Genomic DNA, 21,003 nt, shown 5'->3' on the forward strand with positions numbered 1-21,003 from the left:
GAGGACGATCTTGGATCCGACCGTCCTTGCCTGGGCGCTGGCGCAGCCCACGGGCAGTCGCGCCGCCGCGCTCGCTGCGGCCTACACGGGCGGCACCACGCGCGTGACCTTCGACGGCCGCACCGTGGAGTACCGCAGCCTGGATGAGCTCGGCCGCGCGCTGGCAGTGCTGCGCAGCGCAGAGACGACGGCGGCGCGCCGTCCCTCGGTGACGCTGGCCAGCTTCTCCCGCGAGGGAACCAGGTGATGGGCCGGCTGCGCGACGCCTGGAACGCCCTGCGCGGCTACGCCGCGGCGCAGGACCAGCGGTCCTCCGCCTGGGCGCCCTCCGGCGGCAGCGCGACGGCGGAGGTCGGCATGGCCGCGGCGACAGTGGCGCGGCGGGCCCGCGACGCCGTGCGCAACGATCCCTACGCGAGCCGCATCGTCGACCTCTGGACCGGGAACGCCGTCGGTGCCGGCATCACGACGCGCTGGCCAGATCAGCGCCATGCCGGTGCCTGGCGCCGCTGGGCCGAGAGCACCGGCTGCGACGCCGAGGGCCGGCTCGACCTCTATGGCCTGCAGGCGCTGGTCATGCGCGCCGTTGTAGAGAGCGGCGAGTGCTTCGTCCGGTTCCTGATGACGGAGCCATCGCCAACGAACCCGATCGGCCTGCGCCTGCAGGTGCTGGAGGCGGACCACCTCGACACAGCACGGAACGGGATGGTCGAAGGGGCGCCGACGGTCCAGGGCATCGCCCTCGGCGAAGCGGGCGAGCCGATCGGCTACTGGCTGCACCGGGTGCACCCAGGGGCGACCTGGACCCTGCCTGGTGCCACCTGGCTGACTAGTCAGAGCGTCCCAGCCGGGGACGTCCTGCACATTTTCCGCAAGCGCCGACCCGGCCAGCTCCGCGACGTCTCCTGGCTCGCGCCGGTGCTGCTCCGGCTGCGGGATCTCGGCGACTATGAGGCCGCCCTGCTGATGAAGGCCAAGATCGAGGCCTGCCTCGCCGCAGTGGTGACGGAGGAGGGCGACGAAGCCCTGACCGGTGCCGCCGCCGGCCTGCTCCGTGACGCGCAGGGCCGGACGGTCGAGAGCTTCGAGCCGGGCATGATCCTCTACCGCCGCGGCATGGGCAGCGTGGAGGTCGTGAACCCGTCGGGGGGTGGCTCGCACGCCGCCTTCGCCCGCCGTGCCCTCGAGGCCGCCGCGGTTGGTGCGGGCCTGACCTACGATCAGGTCTCGGGCGATCTGACGCAGGCGAACTACTCCAGCCTGCGCGCCGGTAAGATTGAGTTCCGCCGGCTCTGCGAGCAGGTGCAGTACGGCATGCTGATCCCGATGCTGGTGCGGCCGATCGCCGAGCGCTTCCACGCTCAGGGCGCGCTGCTCGGGCTTTGGGGCACGGACATGCCGGACGGCGTCAGCCATGTCCCGCCGGCGCACGAGATGATCGACCCGCTGAAGGACACCACCGCCCTCATTGCCCAGGTCCGTGCGGGCTTCGTGCCGCAGCCCGAGGCCGCCGGCGCCTTCGGCTACGACTTCCGCGCCGCGGTGGAGATGATCCGCGAGGCCAACGCGCTGCTCGACGAGGCGGGCATCTCGCTCGACACCGATCCGCGCCGTGTCGCGAAGTCGGGCGCCGCGCAGGACGCCGCGCAGATGGCCGCCGTCGAGATCGCTGCCACCGGCGCCGCCGCCCCGCCGCGCGAGACACCAGCAGAAGGCTGAGCATGACCGAACCGATCGAACCGGGCGGGGGAGACCCCGCGCCGGAGGCCGATGCTGTACCCAGTCGACTTCCCACCGCTGGGCAGTCAATTGTCGCGCACCGCGCCATCACCGCGCCCGCCACCGTGGATCGCGCTGCCCGTACGGTGGAGGTGGTGTGGTCCACCGGCGCCCGCGCCCGCAACTTCGTCCCCGCGCTCGGCCTGATCACCGAGGAGCTGGAGATGTCGCCCAACGCGGTGCGCATGGACGCGCTGCGCTCCGGCAACGCCCCGGTGCTGAACACCCATCGCAGCCTGGACGCCCGCGACGTGCTCGGCCGTGTCACCGCCGCCCGCCTCGATCGCGGCCGCGGCTATGCGACGCTGCAGTTCAGCAGCGCGGCAGACGTCGAGCCGGTCTGGCAGCGGATCGCCGACGGCACGCTGCGCGCGGTCAGCGTCGGCTATCGCGTGCACCGCTACGAGCCGCGGCCCGATGCCGCCACCGGCACCACCGTCCACCGTGCGGTGGATTGGGAGCCCTTCGAGATCTCCGTCGTGCCGATCCCGGTGGATCGCGACGCGGCCGTGCGAGGCGAGGCGCCCCAGGGCGCGCCGGCCATCGCCGTCGAACCCGCCCTGCCTTCCGAGGACCTGCCCATGCCCGAGACGACGCCGGACAGCCCGGCCGCCAATCCGGCGCCGCCCGCGCCGCCCGCCACCCCGCCCCAGGAGACCACCGTGACCACCACGCCCGAGCCCGAGCGTACTCTGCCGGCCAGCCCCCCTCCCGATCCCGCCGTCGAGGCCACCCGTGCAGAGCGCAGCCGCATCGCCGGCATCGACACCGCCGTCGAGGCCGCCCGCGCCCTGCTGCCGGGCGACCGTGTGGCCGCCCTGCGCGCCGAGGCGGTCGAGCGCGGCTGGTCCCCCGACGACACCCGCCGCGCCCTGTTCGACGCCCTGGTGCGCCATGCGCCCCGCCCCTCCGTGCCGGCCAACCCCGCCGCGCATGCCGCGCCGCCCCGCACCGAGATCCTCGACGCCATGGCGGAGGCGATCGCCGCCCGCGCGATGCCGGGCTACCAGCCCGACGGGAATGGCCGCCACGCCGAGTTCATGGGCTGGCGCCCTTCCGACATGGTCCGCGAGCTGCTCAGCCTGCACGGGGAGACGCAGGTCCCGCGCGATCCGGTCCGCCTGGCCGAGCGCGCCTTCCACACCACCTCCGACTTCCCCGCCCTGCTCTCGGCCGCGGCCAACAAGATGCTGCTCGCCGCCTATCAGCCGGCGGCGCCGACCTACCGCCAGCTCTTCCTCCGCCGCGATTTTCGGGACTTCAAGCCGCACCGGCACCTCCGCACCGGCGACTTCCCCGTCCTGCAGCCGCTGCTGGAGAACGGCGAGATCCAGGCCGGCACCATGTCCGAGAGCCAGGAGATCGTCCTGCTGCAGACCTTCGCCCGGCGGATCCGGGTGACGCGGCAGATGCTGGTGAACGACGACCTCGGCGCCTTCACCGACTTCGCGGCGATGATCGGCCGCCGCGTCGCCGACTTCGAGAACGCCACCGCCTATGCCCTGCTGAACCTGGCCAATGGCGATGGCCCGACGCTCACCACCGGCGCCGCGCCGGTCTTCGCGACGGCGGCGGGGCGGGCGAACAAGGCGGCGGCCGGCACGGCGCTCGACGAGGCGAACATCGCCAAGGGCCGCGAGGCCATCATGAAGCAGCGCACGCTCGATGGCCTGCCGATCTCGCTCGGCCGCAGCATGCGCGTGCTGGTGGGGGCGGCGCTGGAACTCCCGGCACTGAAGCTCACCGCGGCGATCACGCCCGGCAGTTCCGGCGCGGTGAACCCCTATGTCGGCCTGCTGCAGCCGGTGGTGGAGCCGCTGATCCCGGCGAACCGCTGGTATCTGTTCGCGGAGCCGCCGACCACGCCGGTCTACGTCTACGGCTACCTGAACGGCGTCGAGGGCCCGCAGGTCACCACCGGGCCGGTGTCCGGCGTCGATGGCATCGAGGTCAGCGTGCTCTTCGACTTCGGCGTCGGCGCCATCGACTGGCGCGGCGCCTGGTTCAACCCGGGCACCTGATCCCCTTCCATCCACCACAGCCATATCGCCGAGGGCGCCCTGCGGGGCGCCTTCGGCGTTTCAGGAGACCCCACCATGCGCAACATGCTGCGCCCCGAGGCGCGCTCCATTCCCATGGCCGTGCCCTATGCCGGCGGCATTCTCTCCGGCCAGGGGGTGCTGGTCGGCGCCTTCTTCGGCGTCGCCGCGATGGACGCCGAGCAGAACGCCACGGTCGAGTGCGAGACGCGCGGCGAGTTCGAACTCGCCAAGGATCCGACCCAGGCGATGACCGCCGGCGCTCGGGTGTTCTGGGACAACACCAACCGCCGGCTCACCACCACCGCGACCGGCAACTTTCAGGTCGGCATCGTCACCGTGGCGGCGCTCGCGGCCGACACCACCGTCCGCGTCATGCTCGCCCGCGTGCCGGCCGCCGGCGCGTGACCGCCTTTGTGGCGGCGATGGACGTGCTGGCGGCGGATCCGAACCTCGGCACGGGGGCAACCTGGCAGCGCGGCGGCGGCCCTGTCGTCGCGCTGCGGGTGCTGCGGTCCTCGCCGGACCAACTGCGCGACGGCTTCGGCACGGGCCTGATCCAGGCCACTGACGTGCTGACGGTGCCGACCGCTGCAGTGCCGGAGATCCTGGCCGGCGACGTCTTCAGCCTCGGGGCCGAGGTCCTCACCGTCCAGCACGCCGAGCGTGACGCCGCCGGCGTGGCCTGGCGCGTCCTCTGCCAGCGCTAGGAGATGCCCATGCCGCACAACAGCCCGACCGGCTGGGGCATCCTGCTCGACCTGCTGCTCGGTGGCGCCGCTGGGCTCGCCGGCGGCTTCGTGCGCTGGAACCACCCGGAGCGGCGGCGCCTCGGCTGGTGCCTGGTCTGGGAGGTCCCGTCCGCCGCGCTGGTGGGCAGCGCCGGCTATGCGCTCGGCGGCCTGCTCGAGTTCAACGAATACGGCCGGTTCCTGTTTGCCTTTGTGTTTGGCTATCTCGGCCAGGCGGCGCTGCATGACCTCGCCGTGGCCATCCTGCGCCACCGCACCGGCCTGCCGCCCGGGGATCCTCTGGCGTGAAGCTTGGCGCCGCGATCGTCGGCGACCTGCGCCGGGTGCTGGCGGCGGAGGTGCGCGCGGGTGAGCGCGCTGCCATGTCGGCCATCCGCGCCGAGACCGAGCAGGTGAAGCAGGAGCTGCGCAAGCAGGTCAGCAGCAGCTTCGCCGGCAACGCGCGCGGCGTGGCCAATGCCTGGCGCTCGCAGGTGTTCCCGCGCGCAGGGCAGTCGCTGCGGCCGGCGGGTCTGGTGTTCACCAAGGTGCCGGCGATCATCGACGCCTTCGAGCGCGGGGCGCTGATCCGGCCGAAGGGCGGCCGCAAGTTCCTCGCCATTCCGACCGGCTTCAACCGGCAGGGCGGGCGGCGCGGTGCCAAGCCGCGTGTCTCGCCGCAGCAGATGGTCGTCTCCGGCCAAGGCTTCCTGCGTCCCTTTGCGTCCGGCCGCGGCTTCGTCTGGTGCTTGCCCGTGCGGCAGGGCGAGCGCGTCGGCCGGCGTCGTGCGCCGCTGATCGCCGGCGGCATCGCGGCGGTGGCGACGGCACGGCGCAAGGGGGCGGCGGCCTGGCAGCAGTCGCTGCTGGCCCAGGGCTTCGTGCCGATGTTCCTGCTGCTGCCGCAGGTGCAGCTCACCAAGCGGCTCGACGTGAAGGGCGCCGCTGAGCGCGGGCTGCGCCGGCTGCCTGGGAGGTTCGTCGCGGCCTGGGAGCGCGAGAGCGGGAGGATCGCACCATGAGCCGACGCGCAAGCCTCGCGCTGCTGGGCTTCCTAGCGGCTGCCTCCTGGATGCTAACAGCCATCGCGCTCGCCGCGACCTGGGTGGCGGGCCGGTTCTTCGCTGGCATCCTGGGGTGGGCATGAGTATCCGCGAGACAGCGATCGCCGCGCTGCACCGCGTGCTCGCCACCGCCCTCGCGGCACGCAGCCCGGCGCCGGTGGTGCTGCGCGGCGACACGATCCCGCAGCGACTCCCGCCGGGAGGCTTGGTGGTGATCCGCGACGGCGAGACCGTGCAGGAGACGGCGATCCTCTCGCCGCTCGCCTTCGCCATCGAGCACCGGGCCGAGGTGGAGGTCACCGTCGGCGGTGCCACGCCGGCCGCGCGCGCCGCACAGCTCGACGCGCTGCTGGCGGACATCGGCGCCGCAATCACCGCCGACCGCACGCTCGGCGGCGCGGTGGAGTGGGCGCAACCGGGTTCACCCGAGTTCCAGGACGTGGAGTTCGAAGGCGCCGCTGCCGCGCGCGCCGCGCTCATCCCCGTCACCCTCTGGTTCACCGTCGCCGGCTCGCCGCTGGCCTGACGCTTCCTAATCCTGCCGCTGGAGGACAACGATGCCGCGAGCCATCGGCGCAAACTGCCGCCTGCTCATGTTCCCCGAGACCACCTACGGCACCGCGCCGGGCGGGAACTGGCGGCGCATGCCGTTCCTGACCTGCGACCTCGGTGCCGAGCAACCCCTGCTCGATGCCGACGTCATCGGTGTCGGCTCCAACCGCGATCCCGCTGCGCCGTTCCTCGACATCGTCACTGTGCAGGGCCAGGCCGTCGTGCCGGTGGACCTGGTCAACATCGGCCACTGGCTCCGGCTGCTGCTCGGCGCGCCCACCACCACCGGCACCAGCCCGAACTTCATCCACACCTTCGGCTCCGGCGCCGCCGCGCTGCCGTCCAACAGCGTCGAGATCGGCTTCCCGGATGTGCCGTCCTACGACGTCTGCACCGGCGTCCGCGCCGACACGCTGGAGATCGACTTCTCGCCCAGCGGGCCGGCCACGGCCAGCTTCGGCCTCATGGGTCAGGGCTCGACGCGCTCCGGATCGTCCTCCGGCGGCACGCCAGTCTCGGCCGCCTACACGGCCTTCAACAAGGCGCAGGGCTCGATCACGCGCGGCGGATCGGCGCTCGCCCAGGTCACCGGCGCGCGCATGACCTACGCCAACGGCATGGAGATGGTGCGCACCATCCGCGCCGATCGCCGCATCGAGGGCGTCGATCCCGGCATCGCGCGCGCCACCGGCCAGATCACCGCGCGCTTCGCCGACACCACGCTGCTCACCCAGGCGCAGAACGGCACCGCGGCGGAGTTCGCCTTCGCCTACACCATCGACGCCAACCGTAGCCTCACCTTTGCGCTGCATGAGGTCTATCTGGCGCTCGCCAAGACACCGATCGAGGGGCCGGCCGGCGTCGAGGCCAGCTTTGAGTTCCGCGCGGCTTTCAACGCGACGGCCACGCGGATGATAAGCGCGGTGCTGAAGAACCAGCAGGCAGGGACGGAGTACGCATGACCGTTCCGCCGCCGGATGTCGCGGCCTCAGCCTCGGCCGGCCAGGACAGGGGCGATGGCGCTCCGCACGCGTGCCGTCAGCGCATCCATCGTGAAGGGCTTGGTGACGACCTGCGCGTCCAACGGCAGCGTCGCCGTGGCGTAGCCGGTCATGTACAGCACTGGCAGACTGGGCAAGCGTCTCTGGACCGCCTCCGCCACGCGGACGCCGTCCATGTCTGGCAAACCGACATCCGTGACCAGGAGGTCGGGCCGCAGGCCCTCGTCCAGCCGCCTCAGCGCGGCCGGCCCGTCCGGCGCCTCGACCACCGTGTAGCCGAGGTCGCGCAGCCGCGCCGCGGCGGGCTCCCGCACCCCTGTCTCGTCGTCGACCAGCAGGATCGTGGCGCCGCCGCCGTCCTGTGCCGGCGCCGCCACATCGGCCGGCGCCGCCTCGGCATGCTCCCGGCGGGCCGAGAAGGGCAGCCAGAGGCGGACGGTGGTTCCCCGGCCGGGACTGCTCTCGATCCGGAGTGCGCCGCCGGACTGGCGCACGAATCCGTATATCTGGCTCAGCCCGAGGCCGGTCCCATGGCCAAGCGGCTTCGTGGTGAAGAACGGCTCTAGGGCGTGTTCCAGCACCTCCGGCGGCATCCCGCAGCCGGTATCCGTGACCGCGATCTCGACGTACTCGCCAGGCGCTGCCTCGAAGGGGCCGGCCAGGTCCGCGGCCGATAGCGCGCGGTCGCGGGTCGCGACCAGAAGCTGCCCGCCATTCGGCATGGCGTCGCGCGCGTTGATGCACAGGTTCAGCAGCGCGCTCTCCAGCTCGTTGGGGTCGCAGGTGACGAAGCCGCACCCGTCGTCGAGCTGGAGTTCCAGCGCGATCGCCGGCCCCAGCGTGCGGCGGAGCAGGTCGGTCATGCTCCGCACGAGGGCGTCGGGATCCAGCGGCTGTGGTTCGAGCCGCTGCCGTCGCGCAAAGGCTAGCAGTCGACGGGTCAGCCCGGCCGCCCTTCCCGTGGCGTCGCGCGCCGCGTCGAGATAGGTCGCGGCCTCCTGCAGCCTTCCGGCTTCCATGCGCCGCCTCGCCATGTCGAGGCCACCGGCCACGCCCTGCAGCATGTTGTTGAAGTCGTGTGCGATGCCGCCCGTGAGCTGGCCGATCGCCTCCAGCTTCTGCGCCTGGCGAAGCGCCTCCTGCGCCTGCGCGAGCTCGGCGTCCTGCTTCTTCTCGCGGGTGACGTCGCGCCCCATGGCGTAGGTCATGTTCCCCGCCGGCGCCGCAAACCAGGAGATCCAGCGGGTCGAGCCGTCCTTGTGCCGATAGCGGTTCACGATCCGGGGCCGCCCGCCCACCGCCGCGAGCTCGTAGGCGGCCACGGTCTCGCGGTGGTCCTCGGGCAGGACGAACTCGTTGACGTGGTGGCCGACGAGCTCCCCGGGCGCGTAGCCGAGCAATGCGGTCCAGGCCGGGTTCACCCGCCGGAGGTAGCCCTTGAAGTCGACGACGACCATGAGGTCGGGCGAGGTCTCCCACATGCGGTCGCGTTCGGCAGTGCGTTCGGTGACCTGTTGCTCCAGTGTCTCGTTCAGCTCGCGCAGCCGCGCTTCGGCGGCACGCCGTGCCGAGACGTCATTGAACAGCACAGCCACCCGGCGCAGTTCGGGCGCGCCGATCCGGAAGGCGTGAACGTCGAACCAGCGGTCTAGCGCCGCCGAAACCTGCTCGAAGCGCTCGGGCTCGCCCGTCCGCGCGATGCGCGCGTAGATCTCGTACCAGTGCTCCTCGAGCGCGGGCAGGGCCTCGCGCAGCCAGCGGCCCAGGATCGCCTCGGACAAGCCCGTGTGCCGGTAGAAGGCAGGGTTCGCCTCCATGATGCGGTAGTCGGTGCGGCCATCGGGCGCGTCGAAGCGCAGTTCGACAACGCAGAAGCCGGAATCGATCGAATCGAATAGCGTGCGGTAGCGCTCCTCGCTCGCGCGCAGGGCCTCCTCGGTACGCCGCCGTTCGGTGACGTCGATGCAGAACTCCGCGATCGTCCCGTCGGCGAGGTCGCGGCCGGCGAACAGCATCCAGCGCCGCGAGCCGTCCTTCAGGAGATACTCCGTCTCGTACGGCCCGATCCTGCCCGTGGCGGCGAAGGCCGCCATCTGCCGCTCGCTTTCGGCGATCCACTCCGGCGCCGTCATGCGCCTCCAGCTCAGCGTTTCGGATTCAATGTCGTCCCTCGTGTAGCCCGTCATCCGCAGGAAGGCGTCGTTGGCGTCGACGAGCGTGCCGTCGGCGTCGAAGAAGAGCACGCCGACCGCATCCGTATCGAGGACGCGCCGCAGGCGCTCCTCCGCGCGCTGCGCCTCGCTGCGGTCGCGGAGCATCCAGAGGACGCCGACCGGCTCCGCCCCGCCGTCCGCGCGGAGCGCCATCGCCTCGATGCCGGCCCACACGCGGCTGCCGTCCAGCCGGAGCAGCCAGCCCTCGCGCGCGGCCCGCCCCCCGGACAGCGCGACCGCCATGTCGGCCGCGAACGCGCCCCGCGCCTGGTCCTCCGGCAGCAGCGCGGCGCAAAGATCTATCGCCGGAGCCTTCGCCTCGTCCCAGCCAAGCAGGCGGCGCGCCCCGCTGTTCCAGGCCAGGACGAGGCCGTCGCGGTTGGTGGTGACGATAGCGCAGTCGATCGCGCTCTCGATGATCGCGCGAAGACTGGCAGGATTTTTCGTCTGCTGCCTCCCCGGATGTGCCGGTCACCGCAATGGACCAGACGCTCGGCACCGGGCCTGGCCCGCACCAGCTGACGAAAGTCTATGCCGATGCCGGCGGCGGCTGGACGCGCACCATCCGCAAGCCGGTCGCCGGCAGCGTCCGCGTGTCGGTCGAGGGCACCGAGCAGACCGCGCCGGGCTGGACCTATCCCTGGTCCGTCGACACCGCCACCGGCCTGCTGACCTTCACCGGACCGACTCTCCCACACGTCCTCTACACCATCCGTGCCGGCTTCGAGTTCGACGTGCCGGTGCGCTTCGACACCGACGCGCTCGCCGGCACCTACGAGACCTGGCGGGCGGTGGCGGTGCGCGACATCGACCTCATCGAGATCAGGATCTGACCCATGGCGCTGCTGTTCTTCGAGGGCTTCGACAAATACGCCACCGCCACCCAGATGCTGCAGCAGGCCAACTATGCCTCGACCACCACCCCCACCATCGTCACCACCACGCCGCGCACCGGCCGCACCAGCCTCGAGTTCTGGAACAGCCAGAACGTGCGGTTCAACGTCGTGCCCACCGGCAACACCCTGATCGTCGGCGCCGGCGTGTTCTTCGTCGCCGCGCCGAACGGCAACCAGCTGCCGATCCAGCTCTGGGCCAGCAACCAGGCAAGGGTGAACCTCACCCTCGGCACCAACGGCTCGGGCCAGCTGCAGCTGCGCCGGGACACCGCCACCGTCCTGTGGACCGGCACCGATGTGGAGCCGGCCGGCACCTGGCTGCATTACGAGCTCAAGGCCGTGCTGGACCACACGGCGAATGGCGCCATCACGCTGCGGCGCAACGGCCAGATCGTCGCCGCGCTGACCGGCGTCCAGACCAAGCTGGCCTCGGCGGATGTGGTGGATGCGGTGCGGGCGATCGAGAACGGCGGCAGCGGCCTGCGCTTTCGCCTCGACGACCTCTACATCTGTGATGGCTCCGGCACCGCGAACAACGACTTCCTCGGCCAGCGGCGGGTGCGCACCCTGCTGCCCAACGCAGACCTGCAGGCGGAGTGGACCGCGACCCCGGCCGGCTCGAATGCGGCCCGGGTGGCCGATGCCGCGGCCGATGATGACACCAGCTACGTCTCGGCCACCGCCGCTGGCCCGGTGGACCGCTACGGCCTCGAGGACCTGCCGGCCTCGGTCGCCACCGTCTCCGGCGTGCGGCTGAGCTACCGCGTGCGCAAGCAGGATGCGGTGCCGGCGGAGACCAGGTGCTTCCTGCAATCGGGCGCCACGGTTGCGCCGGGGCCGGACGATGCGCCCGACGTGACCTATCGCTATTTCTCCGCCCTGTTCCCGACCGATCCGGCCACCGGCGCGGCCTGGACGCCTTCGGCGGTGAATGCGCTCAGCGCCGGCATCGAGCGGATCCTCTGACGTGACTACCACCCGCATCACCCAGGGGGTGGTCGAGAGCCTGGTCGATGCCGCCGAGGGCGCGGCCCTGGTCACCCAACTGCTGCTGGAGGCGCTGGACGCCGGCGCGGATCCGATCCTCACGACGCAGTTCGTGCTGGAGGCGCTGACCGAGGATGGCGCGCCGGTCTATCTCACCCAGGCGGTGCTGGAGGTGCTGATCTCGGACAGCCTGCAGGCCGACGAGGTGTCGCAGGTCTGCCTCCTCTGGCGCCTCCGTCGCCGCGACGGCACCGAGCAGCGGTTCGCCAGCCTTGATGCCGACGTCATCTGGGGTGGCCAGACCTGGACCGCTGCCGCCCCGTTCGATGCCACTGCGGCCGAGGCCTCGCGCAGCCTGGCAGCGGGGCAGATGGAGGTGGCCGGGCTGCTGGCTGCGCCCGAGATCACCGCCGAGGACCTGCTGAACGGCATCTACGACGATGCCGAGGTGACGATGCTCCGGGTGGACTGGGCGGATCCCAGCCGCGGCGCCGAGGTGGTGCTGGCCGGGCGGATCGGGCGGGTCACGGCGGGGCAGACGCGGTTCGAGGCGGAGTTGCTGCTGCCCTCCGCCTTGCTCGATCGGCCGGTGCTCGATCTCTACACGCCGGAATGCCGGGTAGATCTGTTCTCGCCGGCTTGCGGCATCGCGGCCGCCGCCTGGACGCGCACGGCCGCGATCACCGCGGTGCTGTCCGACACCGCCTTCGTCGCCGCGGGCTTCACCGAGCCGGCGGGCTGGGCCGACTACGGGCGGGTGACGATCACCTCCGGCGCGAATGCCAGCGCGCGGCGCGAGGTGCGCAGCCACAGCGCGGACGGGCTGGTCGAGCTGTGGGAGCCGTTCGCGGCGCCGCTCGCCATCGGCGATGCCATCTCGATCACCGCCGGCTGCGACAAGCGTCTCGCCACCTGCCGCGATCGCTTCGCCAACGTCGCCAACTTCCGCGGCTTCCCGCACGTCCCCGGCACCGACGCCGCCTTCCGCTACCCCGACGCGCGATGAGCCAGGTCACCGGAGTCGACGTCGTCGCCGAGGCGCGGCGCTGGCTCGGCACGCCCTGGCGGCACCAGGCCAGGCTCAGGGGCGTCGGCGTGGACTGCGGCGGGCTGGTGGTCTGCGTCGCCCAGGCACTCGGGCTGCCGGTACAGGACCACCCGCCCGGTTACGCCCGCCTGCCGGACGGCGTCAGCCTGCGCGCCTGCGTCGAAAGCCAGTGCAGCCGCCTCGCTGATCTCGAGCCCGGCGCTGTGCTGCTGATGCGCTGGGCCGCGCAGCCACAGCACCTCGCCATCGTCAGCATCCTGCCGGAGGGCTGGGGCATGATCCACGCCTGGGCCGGCATCCGCCGCGTCGTCGAGCATGGCCTCACGCCCGAATGGCAGGAGCGGATCGTGCAGGATGACGCCGGGTCGCTGATCTATCGACTGCCGTATGTCGTGCGCTCTGCGACCTTCGCGTTGGCGGTCGATCTCAGGGGCAGGCGGTGATTAGCCAGATGCCGCCACGCAGCGAGACGCCGTTTGGACCTTCGTGGTCGCGGAAGAAGGCTCGCAACGTATCGCGCACCTGCTCCCACAACTCCGGCGGCGCATTGGCCGCATTTAGGGCGCGGCGTGCCGGCCCAAGGGTCATGGCTGCCTCCGCCGCGGCCTCGGCGTTCTCGCCGAGGCGCATGACGGGATCCGCCTGTGTCAGGCCAACATCGCGGAAGCCGGCACCGGCCAGGATGCGCTGCACTCGCGCCGGGTCGGCGAAAGCGAACTGACCAGGCGCTTCCGGTTCTGTCGGTGGCGGCGCGACAAGGTGCCGGATCGCCGCAAGCGGCGCGCTGGCCCAGGGGTTCTCGGCGGGGCTGCGGAACGCGGCGAGAGCGACGCGGCCGCCGGGCGAAAGCGCGCCTCGCAGATTGGCGAAGGCCGCCACGGGATCGGCGAAGAACATCACGCCGAATCGGCTGGTCAGCACGTCGAAGGAGCGGGGTTCGAAGGCGTGCGTCGCGGCGTCAGCCAGGATCACGCCCGCCTGCGCCTGGTCGCTATCCGCAATGCGGCGGTTGGCGACGGCGACGGAGGCCTCGGCGATGTCGGCGCCGAGGACGCGGCCAGCCGGCCCTACCCGCTCCGCGAATGCCAGCACGGTCGTGCCGCTGCCGCAGCCTACATCGAGCACCCGTTCGCCTGGCTGCGGCGCGGCCGCGTCGAGCAGGTGCGGGAGCACGCCTGCCAAGACACTGTCGATTCGATCGTGCTCGTCGGCCCAGACCCGCGTCGCCGGGCTGTTCCAGAACTCGCGCTGCTGCGCGGCGATGGTTGCGGCGTCCTCGGCCATGTCGGCCTCTCCATAGCCAAGCGAAGATTAGCCCTGCTTCAGCGCCGCGTCACGGGTTCCGCCGACTTGCTCGCCAACGGCAGTCCGAGTTCATCCCAAGGTTGCTCTGACCCATGGCCACCCTCGCGCTTTCCGTCGTCGGCAGTGTCGTCGGCGGCGCCATCGGCGGGCCGTTCGGCGCTGCCATCGGCCGCGGCCTCGGCGCGCTTGCCGGCTCGGCGATCGACAGCGCGCTGTTCGGCAGCGGTGGCGGGCAGCGCGTCGAGGGCCCGCGCCTCGCCGACCTCACCGTCACCACCTCCACCTACGGCGCTGCCATCCCGCTCGCCTACGGCCAGCGCATCCGCATGGGCGGCAACATCATCTGGGCCATGCCGCTGATCGAGACCGCCAGCACCACCCGCAGCCGCGGCGGCAAGGGCGGCGGCAAGCGCCAGACCAGCACCACCTACAGCTACAGCGCCAACTTCGCGGTCGCCTTCTGCGAGGGGCCGGTGGCCGGCATCCGCCGCATCTGGGCCGATGGCAAGCTGTTCTACGACGCCACCGCCTCGCCGCTGCAGAACCTCACAGGTGACATCCGGGTCTATACGGGAACGGAGAGCCAGGCGGCGGACGCGCTGATCGCAGCCGATATCGGTGCGGCGAACTGCCCGGCCTATCGCGGCATCTGCTACCTGGTCTTCGAGGGCCTGCAGCTCGCCGACTTCGCCAATCGCATCCCGCAGATCACCGCCGAGATCGAGGCGGGCAGCGCTGACCTGACCAGGACGCTGCACAGTCTGGCCTCTCGTGCGGGCGTCGCCACCACCGATGCCGCCTCGGCCGCCCGGCCATTGGGCGGCTATGCCGTGGCCCGCCCGACCAGCGCCCGGGCTGCCATCGAGGAACTGATGCTGGCCTACTCCCTCGTCGGCTGCGCCGTGCCGGGTGGGGTGGCGGTGAAGCCCCGAGGCGTGGCCGCGCTCGGCGGCATGGAGGCCGAGGCCTTCGGCGCGCGTGCGGAAGGCGACGCCGATGCCGATCGTTGGACCATGGCCCGCGCCGAGGAGAACGGCCTGCCGCGCGAACTGACGCTCACCCACATGGACCCGGCACGGGACTACCAGCCAGGCACGGTGCGCAGCACCCGCCAGGACGGCTCGGGCCTCGCCAAGGCCGCCTATGACATCGCCGTGGTGCTCGACGCCGCCGAGGCCAAGGCCAGGGCCGAGCAGGCGCATCGCGATCTGTGGGCGGCGCGGAACACCGTCGAGAACCTGACCCTGCCGCCGGCCTTTGCCACCCTGCAGCCGGGCGAGAGCCTGGAGGTGGTCCTGGCTGGGCGGCTCAGGCGGCTGAACATCACGCGAGCCACCGTCGCCGCCTCCGGCCTGGTCGAGATCGCCGCTGCGGTCGAGCAGGGCGTCACCTGGTTGCCGCGCACGGCCACCGCCGATCCGGGCACGCTGCCGGTGCAGGACATCCCGCGCGTGGTGCCGAGCACGCTGCACCTGCTCGACCTGCCGATGCTCCGGGCCGAGGACGACGATGCCGGCTTCTACGTCGCCGCCGGTGGCCCCTCGGGCTGGCGCGCGGCGGCGATCCTGCGCTCGGCCGACGGCGTCAGCTATGAGGAGATCGCCTATCTGGACGCGCCGGCCGTCATCGGCACCTGCCAAACTACGCTGCCGACAGGGCCCTGGGCCTACTTCGATGAGGCCAGCATGCTCGACGTGCAGCTGCTGAACCCCGACGACGAGCTCGAAGCGGTCTCTGAGGCGGGAGTGCTCGCCGGCGCCAACGCGGCGCTGGTCGGCGAGGAGATCATCGGCTTTCGCGACGCGGTGCTGATCGCGCCGGGCACCTACCGGCTGTCCGGCCTGCTGCGCGGGCGGCTCGGCACCGACGACCGCATCGCGACGCACGGGCCCGGCGAGCGCTTCGTGCTGCTGTCCGGCGCGCTCGGGCTGGAGCGCATCCGCGATGGCCTCGGGCTGCGGGGGATGGGCCGCAGCTACAAGGCGGTGAGCCTCTGGCAGGAGGAGACCGCGGTCGCGGCGGCGAGCTTCGCCAACACCACGCGCGGCCTCGCGCCGCTCAGCCCGGTGCACCTCGCCGGGGTGCGCGACGAAGCGGGCAACCTGACCATCACCTGGATCCGGCGCACCCGCATTCCCTCCGCCTGGGCGGACGATACCGATGTGCCGCTGGGCGAAGCCACCGAGCGCTACGAAATCGACATCCGCAACGCTGCGAACACGGCCACGCTGCGCACCATCAGCAGCACCAGCCCCGCCGCCACCTACACCGCTGCCGAGCAGGCCGCCGACTTCGGCGCGCCGCAGGCCTCGGTCCGTGTGCGCGTTCAGCAGATCAGCGACACTGTCGGCCGCGGCGCGGCCAGGGAGGCCATCCTATGACCACCACGCCCCGCCTCGCGCTGCCCTACATCCTCACCCAGCAGGCGCAGAAGGAAGTCACCCACGCCGCAGGGCTGAACCGCCTCGACGTGCTGGTGCAGCCCGTCGTGCAGCAGGTCGGGCTCAACACGCCGCCAGTGTCGCCGGCGGAGGGGCAGTGCTGGATCATCGGCACCACGCCGACCGGCGCCTGGGCCGGGCAGGCGAACCGGCTAGCGCAGCGCATCGGCGGCGCCTGGGTGTTCTACGCGCCGTTCGCCGGGCTGGTGATGTTCGACGCCGCGACGCTGGCGCAGTGGGGCTGGAACGGCAGCGCATGGGCGCTCGTCGCGCCGCGGCTGCTGCAGGCTAGCGTCACCTACGACCCACCGAGCCTCGCTGCCGGCGAAGGCGCTACCACCAGCGTGACCGTCCCCGGCGCCGCGCTGGGCGACTTCGCGCGCGCGAGCTTCTCGCTCGATCTGCAGGGCATCACGCTGACTGCGTGGGTGTCGGCAGCGGATACGGTCAGCGTGCGGCTCCAGAACGGCACGGCGGGGACGGCCAATTTGGCCAACGGGACGCTGCGGGTGCGGGTGGATCGCTTGTGACGAGGATGGGCCTGAAGAATAAGCACGATCCCGAATTTCGCTCTTCGCATTCGAATAATACTGACCGGGATCGATCCTCTGCGAGCGAGGCCGACATCGGCATCCTCGCGCGCAACCTCAACTCCTCGCTGCTCGACCTCCGCCTGGTCTCGGGCTTCACGATCGGGCTGCGCACCCTCGGCGATGGCCGCGGCTTCGAGGACACCACGCTGATCCTCGGGCGCATCCTGAACAACCGCTATGGCCTCGACGCGCACTGCGCCACAGCGACGACCTGGAGCACTTCGATCCGCTACTACGGCGGCCACTTCGCCTGCGCGACTGGGATCAACCCGACACTCGACCGCTTCGGGGTGCGCTTCTCGCGCCAGGCGGGGGCCTACAACAACCACAACCGCCACATCTTCGACGGGCCGAACTTCGAGCTCCGCCAGCTCGACCCGAACGTTGCCATCCCCTTCCTGAACGAAACCAGCGGCACGGCGATCATCGCGGGGGGGATGCGCATGGAGGCCTGCTCACCGATCGCGGCTTGGCACACCGGGGCCACGACCGGCTGCGAGTACGAGGTGGCCTGGGCGCAGACCTACGCCATCGGCATCGACTACACTGCGACGACCACTCGCGCCGGCAACGCCGTCTACAACCGCCACCGTGCGCCGGCGTCGCGGCTGACCCGGCTGTTGGCGGTCATCCCGAACCTCCGCGGCGCCGCCTTCCGCCACAGCAACACCGAGATCGGCGTGGAGGGGGCCTGCATCATTGCGACCTCCACCACGACCGAGACCACCATGGCGGCGCTGTCCTGGAACGGGCTGGACGGCATCGCCGCGACCGGACGGGGGCTGTTGCTGAACGCCAACCGCGGCGTCGCCTTCGTGGTGCAGACCAAGCACGCGAAGGAGTTCGCGCTGGCGCATTGGCTGGTCGGCGGCGCCGATAGCGGGCGGCTCTGCGTGCGGTGCTTCGACGGCGCGGGCACGGTCCGGGAGAACCAGCCGCAGGACGTGCTGGCCTCCTCGCGCGGCAGGGCATCCTGGTGGGCCGCGCGACGCTGGCGGCCGGGGCTGGCACGGCGGGCATGCCGAACGGCCGCCGGATGCTCTTGCTGGTCGTCGCGGCCGGCGGTCAGCCCGCGGCCATCGCTGTCAGCTTCGAGCGAAGCGCCCCCAAACGAATAAGGGCTTCATCAACGGGCTGGTAGGCCCAGGCCAAAGAGTTGCGTGAGCCGCCGCCCTCTTATGCTATCTGAGGTTGCTTGCGTGATAGGCTCTGTCCACGGCACGATGTCACTTCATCCGCTACAGTGCTGGGCCGGTATATCACCGCGGCGCTCCAGCATGCTCGCACGGGAGAGTGGCCATGCTGCCGCAAGGTGCTCAGGAAAACGTAGTCGGCAGTCAGAGCGGGCCCGTGGCTTGCGGCGCTTAGGGGCGAGCAGCTGTGCGTGCCCCGCTCACCCAGCGCTGCACGCCTAGCGAGGCCCAAGATCTGCCGCTTCTGCTGACCAGTCTCGGCGGCTGTCTGACCGGTGGCCACCGTACTGCGCCGCCGTGATGATCCACAAGCTTCGAAGAAGAAGACATCCACATCGGGTCGCAATGATTGCGCGTCGGATCCATATAACCCTCGGATAAGGCCGAATTAGATGAGCGTTCAAGGCTACATCCAGGCACCGTTCTCGTCTTCGCTTGGCAAAGTTGCCATCACGCAAGCTTCTTGGCTGGATTCCGCTAATGTCGACACTCACGCGAGCGGCATAGACTCAGCCTCAATAGATTTCGGCCTACCGGTCGGAACAGATGTACTCTCCATGGCCGCCGGTATTGTGATCGGCATTTACTCCTCTGCAGACGAAAACGATTTTGATCCAGATACCGGAGCGGCTTCAGGAAATGACATGGGTCCGCGAGGCTTCGGCAATGTGGTCACAGTCTTTCACTACATTGATCGTGTCGACTCTGGGCTTCCTTACTATTTTGTTGCTACTTACGCACATCTCGACGCATCCAGTGTCTCCTCAATCGCCGACGATTTCGCCAGCTTGGAAGAGGGCGAACAGCTTTTTGTTGAGGCCGGAACAAAGCTCGGAGAAGTGGGAACATCGGGCTACAGCTATGGGAGCGTCGGGCATCTCCACGTCAACTTCGGAGTCACGTCCACCACAGATAATCTTCTCGCCAGCGGTTTTCCGCTAGACGAAGATAGTCCTTACCCCAACGCTAACGAAAACCTACTCAATTTCTTGGGGTTTGACGGAGATTATTATGTCGACGGGGTCGGGTCATTGCCGGCGGTCTCACTTGCAGAGTTGAAGGGTGACATACCGGTTTTCAGCTACATAACAAGCAATAATGACAACACCGGAGAACCACCGGCGGTAGGCAGCGGTAGCAGTTATGGCGGGAGTGGCATTGACGGCCCTGATCTAGTTGGCGCCGACCTTGACATTAGTGGCTCCGTTTTTGACGTGGGCGAAGACTTTGATTTTATTCTTGACATTTCGAACGTCGGCGATTTAACATCAAGTGATTATTCCGTCGCATTTTACATTACCGAAGAAAAAAATATTGACGACGCAGTTTATCTTTTTCGAGAAGAGGATTTATTTAGCTTATCGCCTGGGGAAATCGACCGCTACGATTATTATGCATACACAAATGGAACATGGTACACGGGATACTACTATCTCGCTGCCGTTATCGATGCCGACAACAATGTCGATGAGATCGACGAGCGAAACAATATCATTTATGAACGATTTTATTTGCAGGGGGCGGCTCCTCCGTCCGACCAGCCTGATCTCACGGCCAATTTCATCGGCTTTAACACATCTGCCCCCCGGATCGGCGACTCCGTCACAATAAGCTGGAGCGTAACCAATCGGAATGGCCGGACCGCGGATGCGCCTTTCGCAACGGGTATTTATATATCACAAGATCAAACTGTAACGACGTCCGATAGATTGCTACTAAATGCCACGGCAAGCGAGGGGCTTGCAGCCGGCCAAGAACAAATGTTTAGCAAAGATTTTGTTTTTGACTCGTCTTTTTTGCCTGGAGAATACTGGATTGCAGCTATTGCGGACGTTAACAATTCGATTTCCGAGTCGAATGAAACGAACAACGCCTTAGTTTATGGATTTAAATTCACTATTGCCTCTGCGCCACCGGCTCTTCCTGATCCTGATCTAACTGTCGTGGATCTGGATGTTGCGTTGCGTTCAGATGGAAGTGGTTTGTTTGATGCCACGTTTACGGTTAAGAATAATGGCGGAAGTCTTCCATTTGGCGCAGCCGTCATCCTGAGATTATCAGCCACGCAGGATATCTCGTGGGAAAGCAGCTATGCTCTAGGATCCGGGGATGTCTTTACTGGCCCGATGAATTCTGTGGATTCCATCAGCTTGAGCATTTCTAATATTGATCTTGATTGGGTTCGAAACTATATCAATTTTGTGCCGGGAACATACTATTTTGCAGCCGAGGTTGATTACAGCGGATATGTCGATGAATCTAATGAGCTGAACAACGTTTCTAATCTTGTTCCTGTGGAGCTTGAGCGCCTCGGTGTGGTCCTTGGCGACATCACCGAACCGTTTCTGTCGAGCACGAGCCCAGCTGACAACGCCACCGGCGTGGCGGTCGGCACCAACCTCGCCCTGACATTCAACGAGGCGGTCAAAGCCGGCTCCGGCACCGTCGAGATCTACAACTCGTCCGGCGCGCTCTGGCGCTCCGTCGCGGTGACCGACACCACGCAGGTCAGCTTCTCCGGCTCGACCATGACCATCAACCCCGCCGCCGACCTCGCCGCCGGCACCGGCTACTACGTCCGCATGGCTTCCGGCGTGGTCCGCGACACCGCCGGCAACGCCTTCGCCGGCATCACCTCCAACTCCGCCTTCAACTTCAACACCGCCGCCGCACCGGACACCGCGCCGCCGACGCTGTCCAGTTTCGGCCCGATGCAGCTGCGCCATGCGGGCTTCGGCTATGCCCCGGAGGCCGGCGGCTGGTCGAGCGACGACCGCTACCCGCGCCAGCTGGCGGACGTGAACGCGGACGGGCGAGCCGACATCGTGGGCTTCGGCAACGCCGGGGTGTGGGTCGCACTGGCCGACGCGTCGGGCAACTTCGGGCCGATGCAGCTGCGCCATGCGGGCTTCGGCTATGCCCCGGAGGCCGGCGGCTGGTCGAGCGACGACCGCTACCCGCGCCAGCTGGCGGACGTGAACGCGGACGGGCGAGCCGACATCGTGGGCTTCGGCAACGCCGGTGTGTGGGTCGCATTGGCCGACGCGTCGGGCAACTTCGGCCCGATGCAGCTGCGCCATCCGGGCTTCGGCTATGCCCCGGAGGCCGGCGGCTGGTCGAGCGACGACAGCTACCCGCGCCAGCTGGCGGACGTGAACGCG

19 protein-coding genes and 2 pseudogenes are annotated in these 21,003 nt (G+C 69.4%); 18 read left to right on the top strand and 3 right to left on the bottom strand.

All coding sequences use genetic code 11. From position 1 onward, the window contains the following. The first annotated feature begins 10 nt into the window (after nt 1-10). The 10 genes from ACESM1_RS22215 (at nt 11) to ACESM1_RS22260 (ending at nt 7,127) form a co-directional block, all read left to right on the top strand. Entirely contained in the window at nt 11-247 is a 237-nt protein-coding gene (locus ACESM1_RS22215; protein WP_372623399.1) for a phage head-tail joining protein, read from the top strand. Further along, nucleotides 247-1,719 (top strand): phage portal protein, encoded by a 1,473-nt coding sequence (locus ACESM1_RS22220; protein ID WP_372623400.1) that lies wholly within the window; start codon nt 247-249, stop codon nt 1,717-1,719. The genes ACESM1_RS22215 and ACESM1_RS22220 overlap by 1 nt, the downstream gene beginning before the upstream one ends. A gap of 2 nt (nt 1,720-1,721) precedes the next feature. After that, nucleotides 1,722-3,800, top strand: coding sequence for a prohead protease/major capsid protein fusion protein (locus ACESM1_RS22225; RefSeq protein ID WP_372623401.1), 2,079 nt, complete (start codon nt 1,722-1,724; stop codon nt 3,798-3,800). A 75-nt stretch (nt 3,801-3,875) separates the two neighbouring features. Further along, nucleotides 3,876-4,226, top strand: coding sequence for a DUF2190 family protein (locus tag ACESM1_RS22230; protein WP_372623402.1), 351 nt, complete (start codon nt 3,876-3,878; stop codon nt 4,224-4,226). Further along, nucleotides 4,223-4,528 (top strand): hypothetical protein, encoded by a 306-nt coding sequence (locus ACESM1_RS22235; RefSeq protein ID WP_372623403.1) that lies wholly within the window; start codon nt 4,223-4,225, stop codon nt 4,526-4,528. Before ACESM1_RS22230 ends, ACESM1_RS22235 begins: the two co-directional genes overlap by 4 nt. Before the next feature lie 9 nt (nt 4,529-4,537). Beyond that, nucleotides 4,538-4,858 (top strand): phage holin family protein, encoded by a 321-nt coding sequence (locus ACESM1_RS22240; protein WP_372623404.1) that lies wholly within the window; start codon nt 4,538-4,540, stop codon nt 4,856-4,858. Further along, on the top strand, nt 4,855-5,571 hold the full coding sequence (locus ACESM1_RS22245; protein WP_372623405.1) for a DUF6441 family protein: 717 nt from the start codon (nt 4,855-4,857) through the stop codon (nt 5,569-5,571). Before ACESM1_RS22240 ends, ACESM1_RS22245 begins: the two co-directional genes overlap by 4 nt. After that, the gene (locus ACESM1_RS22250) at nt 5,568-5,696 is read left to right on the top strand and encodes a hypothetical protein (protein WP_372623406.1); all 129 of its coding nucleotides are present in this window, start codon (nt 5,568-5,570) and stop codon (nt 5,694-5,696) included. Before ACESM1_RS22245 ends, ACESM1_RS22250 begins: the two co-directional genes overlap by 4 nt. Further along, nucleotides 5,693-6,139: a hypothetical protein gene (locus ACESM1_RS22255; protein WP_372623407.1), complete on the top strand. Its 447-nt coding sequence runs from the start codon at nt 5,693-5,695 to the stop codon at nt 6,137-6,139. Before ACESM1_RS22250 ends, ACESM1_RS22255 begins: the two co-directional genes overlap by 4 nt. A gap of 31 nt (nt 6,140-6,170) precedes the next feature. Continuing rightward, entirely contained in the window at nt 6,171-7,127 is a 957-nt protein-coding gene (locus ACESM1_RS22260) for a phage tail tube protein (RefSeq protein ID WP_372623408.1), read from the top strand. A gap of 26 nt (nt 7,128-7,153) precedes the next feature. Here the strand turns inward: ACESM1_RS22260 and ACESM1_RS22265 are convergent, their stop codons facing one another. Further along, nucleotides 7,154-8,230, bottom strand: coding sequence for an ATP-binding protein (locus ACESM1_RS22265; protein ID WP_372623428.1), 1,077 nt, complete (start codon nt 8,228-8,230; stop codon nt 7,154-7,156). A gap of 99 nt (nt 8,231-8,329) precedes the next feature. After that, nucleotides 8,330-9,802 (bottom strand): annotated as a pseudogene (locus ACESM1_RS22270) (PAS domain S-box protein); the annotation flags it as partial. 14 nt (nt 9,803-9,816) lie between these two features. On the opposite strand from ACESM1_RS22270, the pseudogene ACESM1_RS22275 reads away from it, so the two are divergent. The 4 genes and pseudogenes from ACESM1_RS22275 to ACESM1_RS22290 form a co-directional block, all read left to right on the top strand. Then, a pseudogene (locus tag ACESM1_RS22275) lies at nt 9,817-10,212 on the top strand (DUF2460 domain-containing protein); the annotation flags it as partial. A gap of 3 nt (nt 10,213-10,215) precedes the next feature. Further along, nucleotides 10,216-11,241 (top strand): hypothetical protein, encoded by a 1,026-nt coding sequence (locus tag ACESM1_RS22280; RefSeq protein ID WP_372623409.1) that lies wholly within the window; start codon nt 10,216-10,218, stop codon nt 11,239-11,241. Nucleotide 11,242: 1 nt separating this feature from the next. Next, the gene (locus tag ACESM1_RS22285; RefSeq protein ID WP_372623410.1) at nt 11,243-12,268 is read left to right on the top strand and encodes a DUF2163 domain-containing protein; all 1,026 of its coding nucleotides are present in this window, start codon (nt 11,243-11,245) and stop codon (nt 12,266-12,268) included. Further along, nucleotides 12,265-12,753, top strand: a complete 489-nt coding sequence (locus tag ACESM1_RS22290) for a hypothetical protein (RefSeq protein ID WP_372623411.1) — start codon at nt 12,265-12,267, stop codon at nt 12,751-12,753. The genes ACESM1_RS22285 and ACESM1_RS22290 overlap by 4 nt, the downstream gene beginning before the upstream one ends. Here the strand turns inward: ACESM1_RS22290 and ACESM1_RS22295 are convergent. Beyond that, nucleotides 12,737-13,594 (bottom strand): class I SAM-dependent methyltransferase, encoded by an 858-nt coding sequence (locus ACESM1_RS22295; RefSeq protein ID WP_372623412.1) that lies wholly within the window; start codon nt 13,592-13,594, stop codon nt 12,737-12,739. The two genes, ACESM1_RS22290 and ACESM1_RS22295, sit on opposite strands and share 17 nt — an antisense overlap. 113 nt (nt 13,595-13,707) lie before the next feature. Here ACESM1_RS22295 and ACESM1_RS22300 point away from each other — a divergent pair, with 113 nt between their 5' ends. From ACESM1_RS22300 to ACESM1_RS22315, 4 genes are all read left to right on the top strand, one after another. Next, nucleotides 13,708-15,996 carry a phage tail protein gene (locus ACESM1_RS22300; protein ID WP_372623413.1) on the top strand — a complete coding sequence of 763 codons (2,289 nt, stop codon included), beginning with the start codon at nt 13,708-13,710 and terminating at the stop codon, nt 15,994-15,996. Continuing rightward, on the top strand, nt 15,993-16,586 hold the full coding sequence (locus tag ACESM1_RS22305; RefSeq protein WP_372623414.1) for a DUF2793 domain-containing protein: 594 nt from the start codon (nt 15,993-15,995) through the stop codon (nt 16,584-16,586). Before ACESM1_RS22300 ends, ACESM1_RS22305 begins: the two co-directional genes overlap by 4 nt. Next, the gene (locus ACESM1_RS22310) at nt 16,481-17,767 is read left to right on the top strand and encodes a hypothetical protein (RefSeq protein WP_372623415.1); all 1,287 of its coding nucleotides are present in this window, start codon (nt 16,481-16,483) and stop codon (nt 17,765-17,767) included. Before ACESM1_RS22305 ends, ACESM1_RS22310 begins: the two co-directional genes overlap by 106 nt. 467 nt (nt 17,768-18,234) lie before the next feature. After that, a partial coding sequence (locus ACESM1_RS22315) for a CARDB domain-containing protein (protein ID WP_372623416.1) occupies nt 18,235-21,003 on the top strand: 2,769 nt, incomplete at its 3' end.

The organism is Falsiroseomonas sp. (assembly GCF_041690465.1).
In the GTDB taxonomy this organism is placed as follows: domain Bacteria; phylum Pseudomonadota; class Alphaproteobacteria; order Acetobacterales; family Acetobacteraceae; genus Falsiroseomonas.

Coding starts and splice junctions, on each gene's coding strand:
- ACESM1_RS22250 (WP_372623406.1), top strand. CDS start 5,568: ATGAGCCGACGCGCAAGCCTCGCGCTGCTGGGCTTCCTAGCGGCTGCC.
- ACESM1_RS22240 (WP_372623404.1), top strand. CDS start 4,538: ATGCCGCACAACAGCCCGACCGGCTGGGGCATCCTGCTCGACCTGCTG.
- ACESM1_RS22305 (WP_372623414.1), top strand. CDS start 15,993: ATGACCACCACGCCCCGCCTCGCGCTGCCCTACATCCTCACCCAGCAG.
- ACESM1_RS22290 (WP_372623411.1), top strand. CDS start 12,265: ATGAGCCAGGTCACCGGAGTCGACGTCGTCGCCGAGGCGCGGCGCTGG.
- ACESM1_RS22225 (WP_372623401.1), top strand. CDS start 1,722: ATGACCGAACCGATCGAACCGGGCGGGGGAGACCCCGCGCCGGAGGCC.
- ACESM1_RS22230 (WP_372623402.1), top strand. CDS start 3,876: ATGCGCAACATGCTGCGCCCCGAGGCGCGCTCCATTCCCATGGCCGTG.
- ACESM1_RS22255 (WP_372623407.1), top strand. CDS start 5,693: ATGAGTATCCGCGAGACAGCGATCGCCGCGCTGCACCGCGTGCTCGCC.
- ACESM1_RS22295 (WP_372623412.1), bottom strand. CDS start 13,594: ATGGCCGAGGACGCCGCAACCATCGCCGCGCAGCAGCGCGAGTTCTGG.
- ACESM1_RS22300 (WP_372623413.1), top strand. CDS start 13,708: ATGGCCACCCTCGCGCTTTCCGTCGTCGGCAGTGTCGTCGGCGGCGCC.
- ACESM1_RS22220 (WP_372623400.1), top strand. CDS start 247: ATGGGCCGGCTGCGCGACGCCTGGAACGCCCTGCGCGGCTACGCCGCG.
- ACESM1_RS22280 (WP_372623409.1), top strand. CDS start 10,216: ATGGCGCTGCTGTTCTTCGAGGGCTTCGACAAATACGCCACCGCCACC.
- ACESM1_RS22265 (WP_372623428.1), bottom strand. CDS start 8,230: ATGCTGCAGGGCGTGGCCGGTGGCCTCGACATGGCGAGGCGGCGCATG.
- ACESM1_RS22260 (WP_372623408.1), top strand. CDS start 6,171: ATGCCGCGAGCCATCGGCGCAAACTGCCGCCTGCTCATGTTCCCCGAG.